Annotated in this window: 17 protein-coding genes; 12 read left to right on the plus strand and 5 right to left on the minus strand. The window is 46.0% G+C overall.

The genetic code is table 11. The features are described 5' to 3' along the window. Positions 1-20: 20 nt before the first annotated feature. Entirely contained in the window at positions 21-3077 is a 3057-nt protein-coding gene (locus tag ACXAGP_RS01090; protein ID WP_475259003.1) for a tetratricopeptide repeat-containing hybrid sensor histidine kinase/response regulator, read from the plus strand. A gap of 179 nt (positions 3078-3256) precedes the next feature. Here ACXAGP_RS01090 and vapC read toward each other — a convergent pair whose 3' ends face one another. The 3 genes from vapC to ACXAGP_RS01105 all read right to left on the minus strand — a co-directional run bounded on the left by vapC (position 3257) and on the right by ACXAGP_RS01105 (position 5457). Further along, the gene (gene vapC, locus ACXAGP_RS01095; RefSeq protein WP_475259004.1) at positions 3257-3664 is read right to left on the minus strand and encodes a type II toxin-antitoxin system tRNA(fMet)-specific endonuclease VapC; all 408 of its coding nucleotides are present in this window, start codon (positions 3662-3664) and stop codon (positions 3257-3259) included. Then, on the minus strand, positions 3664-3894 hold the full coding sequence (gene vapB / locus ACXAGP_RS01100; protein WP_475259005.1) for a type II toxin-antitoxin system VapB family antitoxin: 231 nt from the start codon (positions 3892-3894) through the stop codon (positions 3664-3666). Before vapB ends, vapC begins: the two co-directional genes overlap by 1 nt. Before the next feature lie 381 nt (positions 3895-4275). Then, positions 4276-5457, minus strand: a complete 1182-nt coding sequence (locus ACXAGP_RS01105) for a thiolase family protein (RefSeq protein ID WP_475259006.1) — start codon at positions 5455-5457, stop codon at positions 4276-4278. Positions 5458-5665: 208 nt separating this feature from the next. On the opposite strand from ACXAGP_RS01105, the gene ACXAGP_RS01110 reads away from it, so the two are divergent. The 11 genes from ACXAGP_RS01110 to ACXAGP_RS01160 all read left to right on the plus strand — a co-directional run bounded on the left by ACXAGP_RS01110 (position 5666) and on the right by ACXAGP_RS01160 (position 17904). Next, a complete protein-coding gene (locus ACXAGP_RS01110; protein ID WP_475259007.1) occupies positions 5666-6055 on the plus strand; it encodes a MerR family transcriptional regulator in 390 nt (129 codons plus the stop codon). A gap of 4 nt (positions 6056-6059) precedes the next feature. Beyond that, entirely contained in the window at positions 6060-7229 is a 1170-nt protein-coding gene (locus ACXAGP_RS01115) for an isovaleryl-CoA dehydrogenase (protein WP_475259008.1), read from the plus strand. A 99-nt stretch (positions 7230-7328) separates the two neighbouring features. Further along, the gene (locus ACXAGP_RS01120) at positions 7329-8951 is read left to right on the plus strand and encodes a carboxyl transferase domain-containing protein (protein ID WP_475259009.1); all 1623 of its coding nucleotides are present in this window, start codon (positions 7329-7331) and stop codon (positions 8949-8951) included. A gap of 9 nt (positions 8952-8960) precedes the next feature. Then, positions 8961-9749 carry an enoyl-CoA hydratase/isomerase family protein gene (locus ACXAGP_RS01125; RefSeq protein ID WP_475259010.1) on the plus strand — a complete coding sequence of 263 codons (789 nt, stop codon included), beginning with the start codon at positions 8961-8963 and terminating at the stop codon, positions 9747-9749. 2 nt (positions 9750-9751) lie between these two features. After that, positions 9752-11746: an acetyl-CoA carboxylase biotin carboxylase subunit gene (locus tag ACXAGP_RS01130; RefSeq protein WP_475259011.1), complete on the plus strand. Its 1995-nt coding sequence runs from the start codon at positions 9752-9754 to the stop codon at positions 11744-11746. Continuing rightward, positions 11746-12648, plus strand: coding sequence for a hydroxymethylglutaryl-CoA lyase (locus ACXAGP_RS01135; RefSeq protein WP_475259012.1), 903 nt, complete (start codon positions 11746-11748; stop codon positions 12646-12648). Before ACXAGP_RS01130 ends, ACXAGP_RS01135 begins: the two co-directional genes overlap by 1 nt. A gap of 214 nt (positions 12649-12862) precedes the next feature. After that, on the plus strand, positions 12863-14512 hold the full coding sequence (locus tag ACXAGP_RS01140; RefSeq protein WP_475259013.1) for a methyl-accepting chemotaxis protein: 1650 nt from the start codon (positions 12863-12865) through the stop codon (positions 14510-14512). Between the two features lie 4 nt (positions 14513-14516). Then, entirely contained in the window at positions 14517-15170 is a 654-nt protein-coding gene (locus ACXAGP_RS01145) for a cupredoxin domain-containing protein (RefSeq protein WP_475259014.1), read from the plus strand. Positions 15171-15262: 92 nt separating this feature from the next. Continuing rightward, positions 15263-16495, plus strand: a complete 1233-nt coding sequence (locus tag ACXAGP_RS01150; protein WP_475259015.1) for a hypothetical protein — start codon at positions 15263-15265, stop codon at positions 16493-16495. A gap of 88 nt (positions 16496-16583) precedes the next feature. Next, positions 16584-17477, plus strand: coding sequence for a LysR family transcriptional regulator (locus ACXAGP_RS01155; protein ID WP_475259016.1), 894 nt, complete (start codon positions 16584-16586; stop codon positions 17475-17477). Between the two features lie 13 nt (positions 17478-17490). After that, the gene (locus ACXAGP_RS01160) at positions 17491-17904 is read left to right on the plus strand and encodes a hypothetical protein (protein WP_475259017.1); all 414 of its coding nucleotides are present in this window, start codon (positions 17491-17493) and stop codon (positions 17902-17904) included. 1084 nt (positions 17905-18988) lie between these two features. Here the strand turns inward: ACXAGP_RS01160 and ACXAGP_RS01165 are convergent. Then, positions 18989-19807, minus strand: coding sequence for a DUF2189 domain-containing protein (locus ACXAGP_RS01165; RefSeq protein ID WP_475259018.1), 819 nt, complete (start codon positions 19805-19807; stop codon positions 18989-18991). 8 nt (positions 19808-19815) lie between these two features. Beyond that, a complete protein-coding gene (locus ACXAGP_RS01170; protein WP_475259019.1) occupies positions 19816-20358 on the minus strand; it encodes a hypothetical protein in 543 nt (180 codons plus the stop codon). Between the last annotated feature and the right edge of the window lie 118 nt (positions 20359-20476).

Below are 20476 nucleotides of genomic sequence, written 5' to 3' on the forward strand. Positions count from 1 at the left end.
CTTCATTTGGATCAGAGCAGTTGACTGCCAATCAAAGCGATTTGGCAACGCGAATAGAACAATTAGCGAGGAACAAACCAGAATTAGTTGTTGAAATGTCAGATAGCTCGCTTTCCGAACTACTTTCAAATAAAAGTTTTGAATCCGCAGGAAGAGTTTTAAACGCCAAATCCTATGCCTATTCCTTTTTAGGTAAGTATAAGGAGTCTATGCAATCAGCCAGAGAGGCTGAAAGTTTAGCAATTCAGCATGGTCTTCTTGAGGTCCATGCGCGTTCGGAAATGCTCCAAGGCAATATTCTCCAACTAATCGGAGAATACACCAGTGCAATTAATAAATATCTTAAAGCATCTAAAAAGTATCAAGACGCCAATAATCAATTATATGTTGGATATTGCTTCCACAATATGGCGAATACTTATAGGGCTGCTGGACACTATCAATCAGCATTAGATTATTACAACCAATATAAAAACATTAAAAATGATGGCAGTGTAAACAAAGGGATCGGTGATACGTTACTTTTAATGGATCAAACTGAGCAAGCTCTAGAATTCTTCGAAATGTCTTTGGAGTTATATAGAACCGAAAATGATACTTTAGGAGTCGCTTTGGTAAGAAATAGCCAAGGAGATGCTTTTTTGAAGAAAAAGAATTATATCGAAGCCCTAGCATCATTTGAAGAATCTATTGCACTGTCAAAAAGTCACGGCCAAAGCTATACGCTTGAGTATTCGACTAGAGGAAAAGCTAAAGCTTTGCTCCAATTGGGAAAGCTCAAAGAATCATTTACTTGGGCCAACAAAGCATCAGAGTTAGCTACACAGCGAGACGAGACAGAAGCAATATTATCAAATCTAGAGCTAAAAGCTCAAATTAGTACAAAGCAGAACAAATTATCTTCCGCCATTGGTTATTTGACAAATTTAAGGACATTGGAAAAAAAATACAGAGCAGAACAAGATTCTACTCAGCTTGTAGTTATGCAGGCGTTATTCGACAGCGAAGCCAAAGCCGCTGAAATTGCTGAACTGGAAGAACAAAATAAAATTCTGCAATTAGAGCGAACCGTGGAAAAAGAGCGCTCTCAGCAAACCCAGTTTATCGCCTTCACGCTAGTCTGTGCAATTCTGGCGTTGGCCTTTTGGATTTTTACCGTATCTCGGGAAAAACAACGTCTGGCCAAAATTTCTGGTGAGCTGGAAAAAGCCAAGTTGCAAGCGGAACAAGCCACTAAAACCAAATCAGCCTTTTTGGCCAATATGAGCCATGAAATTCGTACCCCGCTCACTTCCATTATTGGTTATGCCGACAGTATCTTGCAGGGCGATATCCCGGAAAAAGAAGAGCACCGGGTGATTAATATCATTTCGGAGAACGGTAATCATTTACTCAATGTCATCAGCGATATTCTGGATTTCACCAAAATCGAAGCCAATAAATTAGAATTTGAGCACATCTCCACGCCGCTCATTCCACTATTGGCTCAAATTGAATCGGTTACCGGCAAACGGGCGCGGGACAAAGGGCTGAGCTTTGATTTACATTTTCGCTATCCCTTGCCCAGCAGCATTATTACTGACCCTACTCGCCTGCGACAAATTCTATTTAACCTCACCAACAACGCCTTGAAGTTTACCGATAAAGGCAGTATCAGCTTATCGGTCAAAACCACTGAAGAACAGCTGGTCATCGCAGTGCGGGATACCGGTATCGGCATCAGTAAAGAAAACCTAGCCACATTATTCCAACCCTTTCAGCAGGCCGATGGTTCCATCAACCGCCGCTTTGGCGGCTCTGGCCTGGGCTTATCTATTTCCCGTCATTTAGCGCAAGGTTTAGGCGGTGAGTTAAGCTGCACCAGTGAGGCGGGCAAAGGCTCAGAGTTTGTGGTGGCAGTAGAACTACAACCCTCACAGGATTGTCGCTGGATCACCTCGGGAGAAGAAGCCCGTGTTGTCACTAAAAGCGCAGAAATCGAAAAGCAGAAAATGCCAAAATTCAGCAGTGCAAGGGTATTGCTGGCAGAAGATCATCCCAATAATAGAGAATTAATCCGCTTAATGCTGTCTCGTATGGGGCTGGAAGTAACCGACGTAGAAAACGGTTTATTAGCTTGCAATGCCGCCTTAAAAGACAGTTTCGACCTGATATTTTTGGATATTCAAATGCCAGTGATGGATGGCCTGCAAGCGCTAAAACAAATCCGAAAAATCCACGCAGATACGCCCATCATAGCCTTAACTGCCAACAACATGAAACACGAAATTGCGCAGTACTTACAGGAAGGGTTTGACAATCACTTACCCAAACCCTTGCCCCGCGAATCTCTGATTGCGGTATTGGAAGAGCATCTACAAGATCATATTGTTGAGCAAGATGAGGGTACAGCACAAATAAGCGAAGACACTCAGCAAGCCCAAACCTGTGCTGAACTGGCGCAAACACCTGAACCGGAAAACATTCCCGATTTACCCGGCAGCGACGAGGATATGGTTCAGCTTATCGCCAGTTACAGTGCACAGCTGCAAAAGGATGTAGAACAAGCCACACTGCATTGGCAGGAAGAAAACTATGAGGCATTACAAGAGTTAGCCCACAGCATAAAAGGCTCAGCAGCAAACTTTGGATTTGCGGTTATCGGTAATGAATTTGATGAGATTGAAAACTGCCTCAAGGCAAACAATAGTGATGCCGTCAGTGGTTTTATTAATCAAGCCTTGGGTAAAATGCAGCGTTATCTAGCAGTTCCCGGCACCTACCCGGCCTTGGGTATTTTTAAACATGATATCAGTGTGGAGAATTGGCACAGTGCGTTGGTTAAGTTCTGCCAGCAGGTACAATTAACCCTGCCGCAAGCCAACAGCACTAATGAAGAAGAGGTGCTACAACTGGCCTCAGACATTACCCAACTACAAAAACAACTCTTGCAACTTGCACTGCCCAAAGCCCACCTGTTGTGTACTCAAATTCGCAAAGCCATTCGCGAAAACTGCGAACTGGATATCTTGATGAAAAAACTCACGCAACTCTCCGATGAATTGCGCACGATTAAACAGTTTTTGGAATCGAATTGAGCGTTGTAGGGTCCTGCTTGAGCGCCATGGATGGCGTGAATGTCTTTTTTGCAGGGAGGAAAAAAAGACCAGCTGGACAATGGTGTATTAATCAACAACAGCTGTCCGCATAAATGCGAACCTACAAAAAAGTTGCACCGTTGTATGACTGAAGTAAATCCAGAAAAAGAATCATCAGCTTAACTTTCTGTTAGCCAGTTCTGAACTCTTAATCCTTCTACACGATTAAATTCCGCTTCGTTGTTGGTGACCAGGATCAAACCTGAACTTCGTGCATGACCTGCAATCATGACATCATAACCACCAATTGGTGTGCCTCGTTTTTCCAGGTTAGCCCGGATTTCACCAAAGTGCTGCGCCGCCGACCTGTCAAAATCCAGTATTTCCAGCCGAGCGGCAAAGCCTTCGATTACGGCCAAATTATGCGCCACCTGTTGAGATTTTTCGGCCCCTTGGATTAGCTCCCCCCAGGTAACGGAAGAGATACATAGCTGCCCGATATGGGCATTGAAAAGGCGCTTTAAATGCACTGGTTTGCGTTTGATGGTGTAAATGCAGATATCAGTATCCAGCATATACTTGAGCATCAGAAGCTCTCTCTCACTTGAGATTCAGGTTGCTCCCTTGCTTCGGCAAAATCGCCAGAAACTGACTCACCATCAAACCAGGCATCCCACGCGGTTCCGGCAGGTGAAATGATGCGTTGATTACCGACAGCCACCACATCCACCTCTTTTACCCCTTCGGGCATGGCAACCGCTTTTGGCAAGCGCACCGCCTGGGATTGATTACTTTTAAAAATCTTGGTTTGCACCATAACCACCTCATGGATATACATTAGGTATATTCAATTTATACCTGACACATGGATATGTCAAAAGGATAGTCATAAACGGCATTTACATCATCCCTGTAGCTTTAGTCGAACCCAAAGAGGAGCATTGTAGGTCCTGCTTGAGTGCCATGGATGGCGTGAATGTCTTTTTTGCAGGGAGCAAAAAAAGACCATGTCGACAAGGATATCTAAATCAACCACCGCTGTCCGCATAAATGCGAACCTACAGAAGAGCATTGTAGGTCGACATTTATGTCGACATAAGATAGCTGAATAAACCGCCGTTGTCCGGCTAAAGCCGAACCTACAAAAAAAGCGATGCCACTTGCACCGCTTTTCAATTCGATATACACAAAATCGCGCTTACATCATCTCAACAGCAATGGCTGTGGCCTCACCACCGCCAATACACAAAGAGGCAACCCCTTTGGATTTACCCAAACGCTTAAGGGCGTGTAGCAGGGTTACCAAAATTCGAGCACCAGAGGCACCAATGGGGTGACCTAGAGCACAAGCACCACCGTTGACGTTAACTTTAGCTTCGTCCAGCTCTAACTGGCGTACCGCTAACATGGTTACCATAGCGAAGGCTTCGTTGATTTCGAATAAATCCACATCGTTTAACGACCAACCGGCTTTGTCCATCAACTTCTGCATAGCGCCAACCGGAGCTACGGTAAAGTTTTCAGGCTCAATGGAGTTGGTGGCGTGCGCTACGATACGCGCTAGTGGCTGTAAGCCCAATTCTTTGGCTTTAGATTCAGTCATTACCATCAAGGCAGCGGCACCATCAGAGATGGAGCTGGAATTTGCTGCTGTCACTGTGCCGTCTTTTTTGAATGCCGGACGCAGGTTAGGAATTTTTTCTGGCATGGCTTTAGCGGGTGATTCATCTTCACTCACGACCACATTGCCTTTACGGCCCTGGATCACTACGTCAGATACTTCATCTTTAAAGAAGCCTTCTGCAATGGCCGTTTTAGCTTTATCTAACGAAGACAACGCAAAGGCGTCCATATCTTCACGAGTAATGCCTTCGGCATCCGCAGTCGCTTGGGCAAAACAACCCATTGCTTGACCGTCATAGGCATTCTCCAGGCCGTCTAACATCATGTGATCCAGTACCTGACCGTGGCCCATACGATAGCCGCCGCGGGCTTTGGGTAATAAATACGGTGCGTTAGACATACTTTCCATACCGCCAGCAATGACCACTTCAGCACTGCCCGCTTTGATAAAGTCATGCGCCATCATCACGGCCTTCATACCAGAACCACAGACTTTATTAATGGTGGTTACACCAGCAGACAATGGTAAACCACCCGCTAATGCCGCCTGACGGGCAGGAGATTGGCCTAAACCTGCAGGCAATACACAGCCCATGATCACTTCGTCTACCTGATTAGCATCAGCTTGACTATCGGCTAATACGCTGGCGATGGCACCGGCACCTAATTCTGTCCCCGTTAACGGCGATAAACTGCCCATGAAGGCGCCCATTGGCGTGCGTTTGGCAGATACAATAACGATATTTTCTGTAGTCATTTTCATTACCTTTGCTTATTTTGCTGGCATTGTGATCCATCCCTACAATCCTGGCGACTGTACTTTAGGACCATTGGCATCTTGTACAACATTCTGGACGCAAGCGATAACTTTGTCGAAATCGGTTGTAAATAGAATGTTGAAAAGTTGTCAGGGTTACTTTACCTTTACGTTAACCCAATCCTTACGTGAACGTAAAGGTAAACCTATGAGTGAACAAACTTATTCAATAGGTGAATTGTCAAAAGAATTTGACATTACGCCCCGCTCCATCCGTTTTTATGAGGAGCAAGGTCTGCTGGCGCCCGAAAGAGCGGGTCAAAGTCGAATCTACAACAAAAAAGACAGAGTTCGACTAAAGTTAATCCTGCGCGGTAAACGCCTGGGCTTTTCTTTGGCAGAAACCAAAACCTTATTCGAGCTTTACGACTCTCATCAAAGCTCCCGAATACAACTTGAAGAAATGTTACGCATGACGCACGAAAAACGCGCCATCATGAAACAGCAAATGGAAGACATTCAAATGCTGATGAATGAATTAAACGACGTTGAACTGCGCTGTAAAGAAGAATTAGCTGAATTAACTAAAGGTGTATAAATCCATGAATACTCCCTACCCTACATTAAACTTTGACCTTGGCGAAGACATTGATGCCTTAAGAGAAGGTATTTACCAGTTTGCCCAAGGCGAGATTGCACCGCTTGCAGAGAAAGCCGACGAAGACAACGCCTTCCCCAATCAATTGTGGCCACAACTAGGTGAGATGGGCTTACTGGGCATGACCGTAGCCGAAGAATACGGCGGCGTTGACATGGGTTACCTGGCACACGTTGTTGCCATGGAAGAAATCAGCCGCGCGTCTGCCGGTATCGGTTTGAGCTATGGTGCTCACAGTAACCTGTGCGTTAACCAAATTCACAAAAACGGTACAGCGGCGCAAAAAGAAAAATACCTGCCAAAACTGGTTAGCGGTGAGCACATTGGCGCATTGGCGATGAGTGAGCCAAACGCCGGTTCTGATGTAGTCAGCATGAAATTGCGCGCCGAGAAAAAAGGCGATCGCTATATTTTAAACGGCAACAAAATGTGGATCACTAATGGTCCAGACGCCAGCACCTTTGTGATTTACGCAAAAACCGATGTTAATGGCGGCTCTAAAGGCATTACCGCCTTTATCGTAGAAAAAGGCTTTGCTGGTTTCTCCCAAGCGCAGAAGCTGGACAAACTAGGCATGCGCTCTTCTAACACCTGTGAGCTGGTATTCGAAGATTGTGAAGTACCTGAAGAAAACATCCTGGGCGAAGTCGGCGGCGGTGTACGCGTATTGATGAGCGGCCTGGATTATGAGCGTTTGGTCCTTTCCGGTGGTCCTATCGGTATTATGCAGGCTGCCATGGATATCGTGGTGCCTTACATTCACGACCGTAAGCAATTTGGTCAGTCCATCGGTGAATTCCAGTTGGTTCAAGGTAAAGTCGCCGATATGTACACCCAAATGAACGCCGCTCGTGCTTATGTCTACACCGTAGCCAAAGCCTGTGACCGTGGTGAAACTACTCGTAAAGATGCCGCTGGTGCCATTCTTTATTCTGCGGAATTGGCCACCAAAATGGCATTAGATGCAATCCAGTTATTAGGTGGTAACGGCTATATCAACGAATATCCTACCGGCCGTTTATTACGTGACGCTAAGCTGTATGAAATCGGTGCAGGTACCTCTGAAATTCGCCGTATGTTGATTGGTCGCGAATTATTCAAAGAATCAGTCTAAAGTATACAAACCGGGAAATTTAAACGCCCGGTTTGTTTTTAATGGATCGGATTTCTCAGAAATCCGATTTTTTGTGAAGCGGATTTAACGGAGTTAACTGTGTCGACACAAGCAAGTAATCCAATTCAAAGCAAAATTAATGTGAAAAGCGCGGCGTTTGCTGAAAATGCCGAGCACATGTCGCTTCAAGTCAAAGACTTGCAGGACAAAATTGCCCAAATCAAACAAGGTGGCGGCGAAAAATCCAATAAGCGCCATACCGATCGCGGTAAGTTATTGCCCAGAGAGCGCATTAACGCCCTGTTAGATCCGGGTTCACCGTTTTTGGAAATATCACAACTTGCCGCCTGGCAAGTGTACGAAGATTACGTACCTGCAGCGGGCGTCATTGCCGGTATCGGCCGGGTGTCAGGTCAGGAATGCATGATTGTCGCCAACGATGCCACGGTAAAAGGTGGTACCTACTATCCACTTACCGTGAAAAAGCACCTACGGGCGCAAACTATCGCTGAGCAAAATAATCTGCCTTGTATTTATCTGGTGGACTCGGGCGGTGCTAACCTGCCTCGTCAGGACGATGTATTCCCGGATCGCGAACACTTTGGGCGCATCTTTTACAACCAGGCTAATTTGTCCGCGAAAAACATTCCACAAATCGCCGTGGTGATGGGCTCTTGTACTGCCGGTGGTGCTTATGTACCTGCGATGGCAGATGAATCCATTATCGTTAAAAACCAGGGCACTATCTTTTTAGGTGGCCCCCCTCTGGTAAAAGCCGCCACCGGTGAAGTGGTAACGGCTGAAGAACTCGGCGGCGGTGATGTGCATTGCCGTACCTCGGGTGTAGTGGATCACCTGGCTAACAATGATCACCACGCATTAAAAATCGCGCGGGATTCCGTAGCCCGTTTAAACCGGGTTAAGCAACCTAATATCGATATCCGCGAAGCCCGCGAGCCACTGTACGACGCCAAAGAAATCTACGGCATTATCCCGAAAGATTCTCGTCAGCCTTACGATGTGCGTGAAATCATCGCCCGCATTGTGGATGGCTCTGAATTTGATGAATTCAAAGCGCTTTATGGCACCACTTTGGTTTGTGGATTTGCCCGCATCTTCGGCTATCCGGTAGGCATCGTAGCCAACAACGGTATCTTATTCTCTGAATCAGCACTCAAAGGGGCTCACTTCATTGAACTGTGCGCCCAGCGCAAGATCCCGCTGGTATTTTTGCAAAACATCACCGGCTTTATGGTGGGCAAACAGTATGAGTCTGGCGGTATCGCTAAAAACGGCGCCAAAATGGTTACCGCAGTGGCCTGTGCTAATGTGCCTAAATTTACCGTACTTATCGGTGGCAGCTTTGGTGCCGGTAACTATGGAATGTGTGGCCGCGCTTACGATCCGCGCTTCTTGTTTATGTGGCCTAATGCCCGCATATCGGTAATGGGTGGCGAACAAGCGGCTGGTGTACTGGCACAGGTTAAAAAAGAACAAAAAGAACGTGTCGGTGAAAGCTGGTCGCAAGACGAAGAGCAAGCCTTTAAGCAGCCCATTATTGACAATTATGAACATCAGGGACACCCCTACTACGCCTCTGCCCGCTTGTGGGACGACGGTGTAATCGATCCTGCTGACACCCGTTTTGTATTAGGTTTGAGCCTGTCAGCCTCCCTGAATAAGCCCGTTGAGGAAACTCAATTCGGCGTCTTTAGAATGTAAGGTGTGAATATGTCTGACTCTGTACTATATGATCTTGATGAACGCGGTGTCGCCACCGTTACCCTGAATCGACCGGAAAAGCATAACGCCTTTGATGATGAAATCATCGCTGAGCTAACCAAGCTATTTAAACGCATCGGTGAAGACAAGTCCGTTCGTGCCATGGTGCTAAAAGCCAATGGCCCTAGCTTCTGTGCCGGCGCCGATGCCAGTTGGATGAAGCGCATGGCGGATTATTCTTTCGATGAGAATGTCGCCGACGCCAAAAAACTTGCTGATATGTTGTGGCATTTAAACTATATGCCAAAACCGACTATCGCTCGAGTGCAAGGAGCCACTTTTGGTGGCGCTGTAGGTTTGGTAGCCTGCTGTGATATGGCGGTGGCCAGTAAACTGAGCAAATTCTGCTTAAGTGAAGTGCGCTTAGGGCTAATTCCAGCCACTATCAGTCCGTATGTAATTGCCGCCATGGGCGAACGTGTTGCCCGTCGTTATTTTATGACCGCTGAAGTATTTTCTGCCCGTCGTGCTCGTCGCTTGGGTCTGGTAAGCGAGACCGTGACCGAAGAAGAATTAGATAGCACGGTAGATGACTTGCTGACCAATATTTTACGCAATGGACCACATGCGGTTGCCGCCGCAAAGCAACTGATATTTGATGTAGAAAATCAGCCTTGCGAAGAAGAAGTCATCGAAAAAACCTGCCTGCGCATTGCCACCGTCAGAGTGTCTGAGGAAGGTCAGGAAGGCTTGAGTGCCTTTCTTGAAAAGCGCAAACCCAACTGGCGCAAGGATTAAGCATGTTTAAGAAATTATTAATTGCCAACCGCGGTGAGATTTGTTGTCGCGTTATCAAAACGGCGCGCAAAATGGGTATACCAACTGTTGCGGTTTATTCCGATGCTGACGCCAATGCCCTGCATGTGCAGATGGCCGATGAAGCCGTGCACATTGGTGGTCCTGCTGCCAAAGACAGTTACTTAAAAGCACAAACCATTATTGATGTGTGTAACGAAGTGGGTGCGGATGCCGTGCATCCCGGTTATGGCTTTTTGTCTGAAAACGCGAAATTTGCAGATTTATGTGAAGCCAACAACATTACCTTTGTCGGCCCGCCTACCAGCGCAATCGAAGCGATGGGTAGCAAAAGCGCCGCAAAATCCATTATGGAAAAAGCTGGCGTGCCATTGGTGCCCGGTTATCACGGCGAAGATCAATCCGAAGCCATTATCAAAAAAGCCGCTGATGACATGGGTTATCCGGTGCTGTTAAAAGCTGCTGCCGGTGGTGGTGGTAAAGGTATGCGTCAGGTTTGGTCTGAAAGCGAATTCGCAGGTGCACTGGCGGCTGCCAAACGCGAAGCGATTTCCAGCTTTGGTGACGATACCATGTTGGTGGAAAAATACTTGACTCAACCCCGTCACGTGGAAATCCAGGTATTTTGCGATAAGCACGGCAATGGCGTTTATCTGTTTGAACGTGACTGTTCAGTGCAGCGTCGCCATCAAAAAGTGATTGAGGAAGCCCCGGCTCCGGGTTTATCTGACGATATCCGTAAAGCCATGGGTGAAGCAGCACTCAAAGCCGCAAAAGCCATTAATTATGTGGGTGCCGGTACGGTTGAGTTTCTCTACGATGTGGACGGCAGTTTCTACTTCATGGAAATGAATACCCGTTTGCAGGTGGAACATCCGGTCACTGAGATGATCACCGGACAAGATCTGGTGCAGTGGCAATTAGATGTGGCAGCTGGTGAGCCGCTACCACTTTCTCAAGAGCAATTAAAAGTAAACGGCCACGCCTTTGAAGCACGGGTTTACGCCGAAGATCCGGACAATGACTTCTTACCGGTTACCGGACAACTCACCTACTTACAAGCGCCGTTGGAAAACCGCCATGTTCGCGTGGATACTGGGGTGCGCCAGGGTGATGCAGTGTCGGTTTATTACGACCCGATGATCGCTAAATTGATTGTTTGGGATGAAGATCGCAATAAAGCCCTGAATCGTTTAACGACTGCACTCGCTGATTATCACATTAATGGCATGACCACTAACCTGCCATTTTTGTACAACCTTGCCAGTACTGATGCGTTCCGCAATGTAGAGCTGGACACCGGCTTTATCGACAAGCATCAGGATAAGATTTTCGTTAACAGCGAGCACGATTTTAATCAGTGTTTACCCCTGATGGTTTTGGCAATACTGCTGAATAAAAAGCAAAGCCAGCCTCAGGCCAATAGCACTGACTTATCCTCGCCTTGGCATTACAGCAATGCCTGGCGTGCGAATGAGCATCATACCCAAACCGTTGCGGTAGCCGTTGCTGGAGAAACCTTCTCGGTTACCGTAACCCATGTTGATGCGGAGCAGTTTGAACTGAACATTGATGGCGAAGACTTGCTCGTGTCGGGAACGTTGGAAGGCAATGCTTTGATTGCCAATGTCAACGGTCATCGTCAGCGTGCCTCCTTGGTGGTACACGGCAGTGATATGTCTTTGTATACCGCACAATCTGCACTGCATTTCAGTGAAGATGCACCAGATTTGGGTATCGACGACATGCAAGACGATGCAGGCGGTTTAACGGCGCCCATGAATGGTACTGTGGTTAAACTGATGGTTGCCGCAGATGAAGAAGTGGAAGCAGATACGCCGCTACTAATTATGGAAGCCATGAAAATGGAACATACCATTAAAGCACCTGCCAAAGGCAAGGTTACAGAGTTCTTCTTCCAGGAAGGCGAACTGGTTGACGGTGGTGCCGAGTTATTAGCTTTTGAGGTAGCGCAATAATGGCTTTACCAAACAGTGCAACCATCGTCGAGGTAGGTCCTCGCGATGGCCTGCAAAATGAAAAATCCGATATCCAGTTGCAGGATAAGATTGATCTGGTACATGGCCTGGCCGATGCGGGTTTAAACATCATAGAAACTGGCAGTTTTGTATCCCCCAAGTGGGTACCCAAAATGGCGGATTCTGCCGAGGTTTTTAAGCAAATATCTCGCAAGTCTGGTGTCACCTATTCGGCATTAACCCCTAACTTAAAAGGTTTTGAGGGGGCAATAGCCGCAGGTGCCGATGAGGTAGCCATTTTTGGTGCGGCCTCTGAGTCTTTTTCCCTGAAAAACATCAACTGTTCCATAGCTGAGAGCCTTGAGCGTTTTGCCCCTGTAATGGCTGCAGCGCAACAGCAAGGTATCAAAGTACGCGGTTATGTATCCTGTGTACTGGGCTGCCCTTACGAGGGTGAAATTGCGCCAGAAGCGGTTCGTATGGTGTCCAAAAAACTGCTGGATATGGGCTGCTATGAAATTTCACTGGGCGATACCATTGGTGTCGGTACGCCGCTGAAAACAGAGCAAATGTTGCAGGCAGTAATGCAAGATATTGCATCAGATAAGCTGGCGGTGCACTTTCACGACACCTACGGTCAGGCACTGAGCAATATTTTGATGGCACTGCAAATGGGCATTAACGTGATTGACTCTGCGGTGGCAGGATTAGGCGGTTGCCCTTATGCCAAAGGTGCCTCTGGCAATGTGGCCACTGAAGATGTGGTGTACATGCTAAACGGCATGGGCATAGAAACCGGCATCAACCTTGAGTCACTGGTGCAAACAGGTGACAAGATCACTAAAGCCCTCAATCGAGCCAATAACTCCAAAGTGGCGAATGCCATGCTGGCTAAAGCGTAATCTCGATATTATTAGGTAGTCAGGAGTACTCTGGCTACCTTCATTTTGCTCACATCCCAACTCCATTGCACATCTTAAGCGGTCAATTTTTTTCTTTTAGTTGACAGAAATTATTTCTGCCCGCAGTCTTTCTTTTAAACAATAAAAAACAGGAGCCGACTGGTTGGAACCTGTTTGATTAGTAAAAATTGGATTACGTTGCAGGAAAGGTGGCATGCACTGGTTTTTGAATCTGTCTATTAAAAACAAGCTCTGGTTATTAACCGGATCATTCTTCGTTTCCATGTCTCTGGTGATTATTGTGGCTTTCTGGACCCAGCAAAAACTGGCCAATGACGTTGATATCATCGCCAATAAATATTTCACCGCCTCTAATCTGATGCTGGCTGCGGATGCCAATTTGTATCGCGCCATTTCCGCGGAGAGAAGCTTGATTTTTGTCAATGCCACCTCGCCACAATTCCGCAATCTGGTGAATTATCACAAGCTCAACATAGAAGAAGCCCAGCAGAAGTTACAGCAATTCAAACAAGCCATTGATGATCCTCGCGTTCATCAGCTTATGTCGGATTACGATCGTTTAAATCGGGAGTGGCAGGCACTGACCTTCAGAGTGGTTACCCTGAGGGAAAATAATGGCCGGGAAGAACGCCGGGAAGCGTCGCGCATCAGCTTGCAAGACGCGTCACAAAAGTTTGCCGAAATGCATGACGTGATAGATCAGATTTCGGATATTGTGGAACAAGACAGTCAACAAGTGGTGCAACAAGCAGAGTCCAATGTCACCTACTCTGCCTCTCTCATATTATTCGTTACCATAGGCGCATTTATCTTTGGCACCTTGATGACCTTAATGGCCATTCAGCTTTTGGCACAGCCTCTTAAAGTGCTCACTGACCGACTCAAGCAAATATCATCCGGTGACGGTGATCTCACCCAGCGATTAGAAGAAGACCGCTGTGATGAAATAGGTGAAACCGCTATCGCCTTTAATCGTTTTGCCAGTAATCAGGCTGATATCCTCAGGCAGGTGAAAAACGCCATGGACAGTTTTATGGCTTCTATGGAGTTTGTAGGCGAAAAAATGGACAAATTACATGAGGCCACATCAAAACAACAAAACGTCAGTGATGGCGTCGCAGGTTCCATGAGTCAGATGAGTCTGGCAGTGACCGATGTGGCCAAAAACGCAGCCAATGCTTCCGAAGCAACGGAAGAAGCGAATCAATTGGCCATCAAAGGCCATAGCGTGGTTAACGAATCTGTCTCCACCATCAACGAAATCACCTCCAACATTGCCAATACTTCTGATGTGGTGAAACAACTGGATGTGCGCACTCAATCCATCTCAAGTGTTACAGATACCATTAGTGAAATAGCCGACCAAACCAATCTGTTAGCGCTTAATGCGGCGATTGAAGCTGCTCGCGCCGGTGAACAAGGGCGCGGATTTGCCGTGGTAGCAGAAGAAGTGCGCAATCTGGCAAAACGCACATCAGAGCTGACTAAGCAAATACGGGAAAATATCGAACAGCTCAGTATTGAAAGTGCTCAAGCCGTGTCGGTAATGGAAGAATCCTTAAATAATTCAAAAATTTTGGATGAAAAAGCCATATTGTCCGGTCAGGCTTTACAAGAGATCACAACTGCCGTTGATTTGATTTCTGGAATGAACATGACCGTTGCCAGTGCAGTAGAAGAGCAATCGGTAACCGCTGAAGAAATTAATCGCAATATTGAAAACTTAAAATCCATGGCAGTTGAATCCGATACGCATTCTCAGGACACGCTGAAGGAGGTAGTTGCCTTGTTATCACTTGCCAGAGATATGCAAACTTTGTTGAATCGATTTAAAGTTGAGTAAGTTCATGCCTCTGTTTATACGTTCTCTGGTGCTGTTAGTACTCAGTTCCGGCAATTGTTGGGCGGCCAACATTTCTTTTTCAGTCGTAGATAAGGACAATAAACCGCTTGCGGATGCCATAATAAGCCTTACCCCCTTGTCTGAAGGCGCGATTAAAGCCGCCGCAACAACAACCGCTCCTGCAGCCGAGATGCTGCAAAGCAACAAACAATTCAGTCCTCATGTTGTGGCTGTGCAACAAGGCCACAAAATACGATTCCCTAACCAGGACTCCATTAAGCACCAGGTTTACTCACTGTCTAGCTTACAAAATTTCGACTTACTTGTTGAAGCAGGCGCCACAGAACAAGGGCCCGAGATGACAACACCGGGTGTTATTAATATTGGCTGCAATATTCATGACTGGATGCAAGCTTATGTCTATGTTGTAGATACTCCCTGGTTTGGACAATCTGACGCAAATGGCTACGTTTCAATTGAAGTGCCCGAAAATGAAGCCTTTAATTGGCAACTGTGGCACCCAAGAGTCAGCCCGGAAGAAGCTTCACCAGAAGGTTTAGTAAAGGCCCCTTATGGCAAGATAGATATCGTTTTAAAGTCGGCACTTTTACCCGCTTATGATGAAGCCTCTGACTTTGATGACTTTGATGATTATTGATCTTTAAGGAAAAGCGAAACGTTCCATTAAGTTGTAACAAGTACACACAATCAATAACTTTGAGATACCTTGGTGAGCGTAGGCACATAAAAATGAAAAAACTCTTGTTGTTATCCCCGTTAGTTTTTTACAGTGCTATCAGCCATGGTGAAGCACTAAAAGTGAGAGGGCTTTTACAAGCCAGCTATGCTATTAGCGCTGACAATGAAGCGAGTTTTCTCGATGCCGGCACTAATATTCTTCGTTTTGACAATGACAGCCGCCTGCAATTAAACCAAGCGGTTTTAAATTTATCTGGTGACCTCACCGACTTCGTTTCCTGGCATACCGTCCTTAATTTCACCCATACGCCAGAGACACACGCAGGTCCCACTCAAGCATTTCTAAAATACAAACCCATCTGGTCCAGCAAATACCGATGGCAATTTCGCGCAGGCATGTTTTATCCGGAGATGGGCTTTGAAAACCCGGAAATGGGCTGGCTCTCTCCGTTTACCTATACCAACTCAGCCATCAGCAGTTGGATTGGAGAGGAAGTGCGCACCATAGGTGGCGAATTTAAGGTGACCCGGCCCGGTCGTTTTCACAATCGCAGTCCCCACACCTTTGCTCTGACTGGCGCTGTGTATAAAGGTAATGATCCCGCCGGTACTTTATTTGCCTGGCGAGGTTGGGGCCTGCACGACAAACAAAGTATCATTAATGAACGAGTTTTTTTTGCCGACTACCCTTCAATTGGGCCCGGACAGGCTCTGGAGCCTCAAGCTAATTGGGTAGAGCCTTACCGGGAAATAGACGGCCGCTGGGGTTATCAGGTGGGCTTACATTGGGATTATCAAAAACAATCCCGATTGAAATACTACTACTTTAACAATAACGCCGATGAAACCGTGCTGGCCAGAGGTGGACAATATGCCTGGCATACCATCTTCCACTCCCTCGCATGGCAATATCGCTTCGATAAAAACTGGCGTTTGATTATGCAAGGGATGCATGGCAAGACGGCAATGGGCCCCGGTGCGGTATTGGTTGGCTTTAATAGCTGGTACACCATGCTGGCTTATCGAGATAAAGAGCACAATGCAGCGCTACGCTTTGAAAAATTTAATACTATTGATAAAGACACTCTCATTCCTGAAGATGACAATAATGGCCACGGTTGGGGATTGACTGCCGCTTACCGCTATAACCTCAACACTCACTGGCAAATGGGCAGTGAGTTGGTATTGAGCGAGTCCTGGCAAGCCAGTCGCGCACAATTTAACGCAACCCAACCCAGGTTGAGCCAAACTCAGTTAACGGGTGTTGTACAATATCGATTCTAAATAACTTCTTGTGCCAAAAATTGCTTTACATAAATAGAATGATATGACTAGTATTAGATTCAGATAATCACAAAAATCGAACATTCTCATGTATCGCTCAAAAACGACTCTCGAGCAATGGCGCATTTTACAAGCTGTCGTGGATTATGGGGGTTACGCTCACGCCGCGAAAGTTCTCAATAAAAGTCAGTCTTCTCTCAACCATGCCGTGGCTAAATTACAATCCCAACTGGATGTTCAATTGCTTGAAGTGCGAGGCCGTAAAGCCTACCTCACCAAAGCAGGCGAAGTCATGTTGCGCCGCTCCAGGCTTTTAAGCAAAAATGTTGAGGACCTGGAAGAACTTGCTAAAAGTATCAACCAGGCTTGGGAGCCGGAGATCAATATTGCTGTGGAGCTGGCATTTCCGGATCAATTTCTGACACCTATTATGATGGAGTTTTATCCGTCTTGCCGTGGCAGCCGCCTGAACATCATTGATACCGTGCTTACTGGTACCGAAGAACTCATCAATGAGGGCTGGGCAGATATCGCATTGACGGCTTCAATACCCAAAGGCGTTTTAAGTGAGCCGATATTGAACGTAAAGTTTGTGCCAGTCACCCACCCAGACAATCCGTTGGCTCATAAGGATCAACCGATTGATCCCAACGAACTGGTTCAACATTTACAGATCGTGATTAAAGATACCGCTAAAGCCCCAGTAGAAAAGCAAGGTTGGTTAAAGGCAGAACAACGTTGGACGGTAAGTCAATTTGAAACTGCGATAAAATTCTTGCGTCAAGGGCTAGGTTTTTGTTGGTTGCCTGTGCACAATGTAGAAAAATACCTTGCAAGCGGTGAATTAGTGAAACTGAATATCCAGGGAAGCAGTTTTCGCTCAATTACCATGTCGCTTGTTAATCCGCATTCAGATAGAATGGGGCCTGGTACTAAGATGCTAACGGATATGATCTTAGCCAAACGAGAATTAGAACAATAATCTGGAAAGAGATATGTCAATGACACGCGAAGAACTTGATGAGCTAATGCTAGACAGTGCCAGAAATGCGGTGATCACCACCCGTGAAGAATTTGGCCTTGAGCTTGACGGTTCCGTAGACAGTATTGCCGTTGTAGATGAAGTTATCTTAAAGTGGATTAATAAATACCGCGACCAGGCACTTGAAAACAAGGCCGTGTTCACGCTATGCAACATTTATGGTGCTTACGTGGGTGAAGTTTTCAAGCAAACCGTTGGCGGAGAATGGAGTTATGATGACTCTAACCCTGAAGCGCCCCTTCTTTTATTAGAGTACGGGACTCACTCTTACGCCTTTGCCGGCATTTGCTATCAAAGACTGGTTAACGACAGTCAAATCAGTGTTGATAGTTATTTCAATCAAGCTGTTAGCAATAATACTCAATAAAGCGATTAATTGATGGCGAGTAAAGAGTGTTGTGTGACAGCCCCAGACTGACACACAACAACCCTCGCCTCTCGTCAGTTACGCACCGATGCTCCTGCCCCATTGCGATACTCCCTGTCACTGACTATTCCATGTTAACGGCAACTCCTGTAGGGCTGCCCGGCATTATCTGGTCGTTATCTTTATTCCTTACAGACAATAACCAAATAGCGGTTCTGCCTCATCCTTGAGAATACAATTTGGCACTCCTTTGTCAGAACCCTTGCCAGCTTCCTGCTTGTTCACTGGTTAAGCTTATTCCTTGTGCTTTTCCAGTTCTTTCCTTGTACACAACGACTTTTCAGATAGCAGCGCCAAAGCTAACAACTCACTCCTGTCCGAATAAACACTCCCTATTAATGGTATGCGATGGCTTAATCCTTAAACCTACATAGCGCTTCCTGCGCAACCATTTCCGTCGAGTACGGAGTAAAGGTTAGAAAAAAATGGATATCATCGCTTTCACAATTAAGCCAACGACGTCAGAAATTGAGCCATATCAAACGTTTAAATATGAGAGAAACAACTAAATTTATTGACTGTTGGTCATTAGAAACTGAGCAACTCGTCAACCTTTTAGGGAAGTTGGCCTTGAGTTAACTCCACAAGAAAAGTTTCTTTAATCCTGCACAATTTTTAGTTCGGAGTACTATTCAGCATTCCCTTTACACGCAGTAAGCTAAGTATTCAGATGACACAACGATGAGAGGTATCAGGGAAGATACCTCAATCAATGCCAGCACACGGATGTGCTGTCATTGATGGTCATTGTTGTGCTGAATACGAAGTTTACGCTTTGCGTGTCAAGGGCTGCGGAGGATTCTTAAGGAGTGCCGCAGGCAGCATTCCTTAAGGCGCGGTCGGCGCCCCGGCAAAATAACATCATAAGTTGAAACTTTGGTACTGTCCGGACAATATCCTTTTCTAAATGATAATTATATAGTGGAGTTGTTGATTCAAAACTCAAAAAAAATACCAAGGTGTATATTCCCATACCGGGCACAAAAAAGGCGACTAAATGCCGCCTTGATAATAGCTGGTAGTTTTATTCAAACTTTCTACCACGCTTGGTTTCGATGGTATCAATATATGCATGCCAGGACGCATAGCCAATTAGCGGCATGGTAAACAAGAAGCTCCCAAAGCCAAGGATGTAGTCCAGAGTAATGCCCACAACAAACCCAAAGGCCACGCAAGCAAAGATAAATCCGCCCCAAATAAGCATTACTTTTTTGTTCACCCAAACGGCGTTCATGCTGGTCATTACTGCGGTGGCAAGGTCAACTTTTCGCTCCATTAAAATGGGCTGCGTAAAGGCGCTGATGAAAAATACCAATATAGTAAAACCAGCTCCAACAACCGTTCCTACAGCCAAGAACGGTAGTAGATTCTCAAAATTTTCTTCCAAATAAGGGGGGTAAAGAGCGTGAATCAACGCTGCCACCCGTAACCAGAAGATCATCAGCACCATTAGCAAAATACCAAAAGCCCATTCATTTACGGCATTGCGCGTAATAGCCTTGATACTGTGCCAGATACTGGGAACATGGTTTTTTTCCAGTTCCCAGGAAACATCATATAAGCCTGCCGCTAAAAACGGGCCTATCAACATAAAACAAACTAAGGCAGGCAAGATCACCAGATGCCACCCTGTTTGCACCACCAGGTAATAAATAAGCCATGGAACTAACGCAAATAACAAACCGAAAAACGCAGTAATATGCGGTGCCTTTAACATGTCTCTTAAACCTAGACGTATCCACTTCAAAGGATCGCCGAGGTCCAGTTCTTTACAAGGGATGACACGTGCAATCTTACTATCGGTGATCGCGTTATGGGGTTGTTCCTCAAATTTATGCGACATATATTCTCCTAATCTTCCAATTCTTCTAGTTTTTGATTTTTCAACGGATTATCAAACGTCGTATCTTTGCCGAGATAGCGAGAATAGGTATCAGTCTGTTGCACAATTTGTCTCGCTTTTTCAGCATGCTCATCATCAGTATATACAAGCATGATAGCTTTGCCATTTTTCAACTCATTTTCGTACTTGCTGAGTCGATAGTTACGGTGACTTATTCCTGACAAGCCACCAATCCATCCTCCAAACCCCGTGCACAAAGCCATCATAAACAAGGCGTTGATGGTGCCAAATTGCCAACCCCAGGGCTGCAATACGGAAAATAACACACTTACGACTATACCGAAGCCAAGCCCAACAATGCCAAACCTTACGGCGCTATGAATAATGTCCCGCTCTTCAAAGATTGATGCCTCGTGAACTTTGTGACCGGCATAGTCTTGATTGGTTTCAGTAACAAAATGAATATCATTCTCTTTGATGCCAGTGGCCATTAGCCCAGCCTGCAACTGATCAGAATGCGTTAAATTATTCAGCAGAAATTGATGTTGCATAACATCACCCTCCTAACAGTAAAAAAGTCACGATTGACCATTTTTTGTACTATTAAGTTTAGCAGTTGGTTCAGTTATAACGTAATGACACAGGCAAAAACTTGTTGCAGGTCAAGTT

This window comes from Planctobacterium sp. AWM4_229 (genome assembly GCF_056160305.1).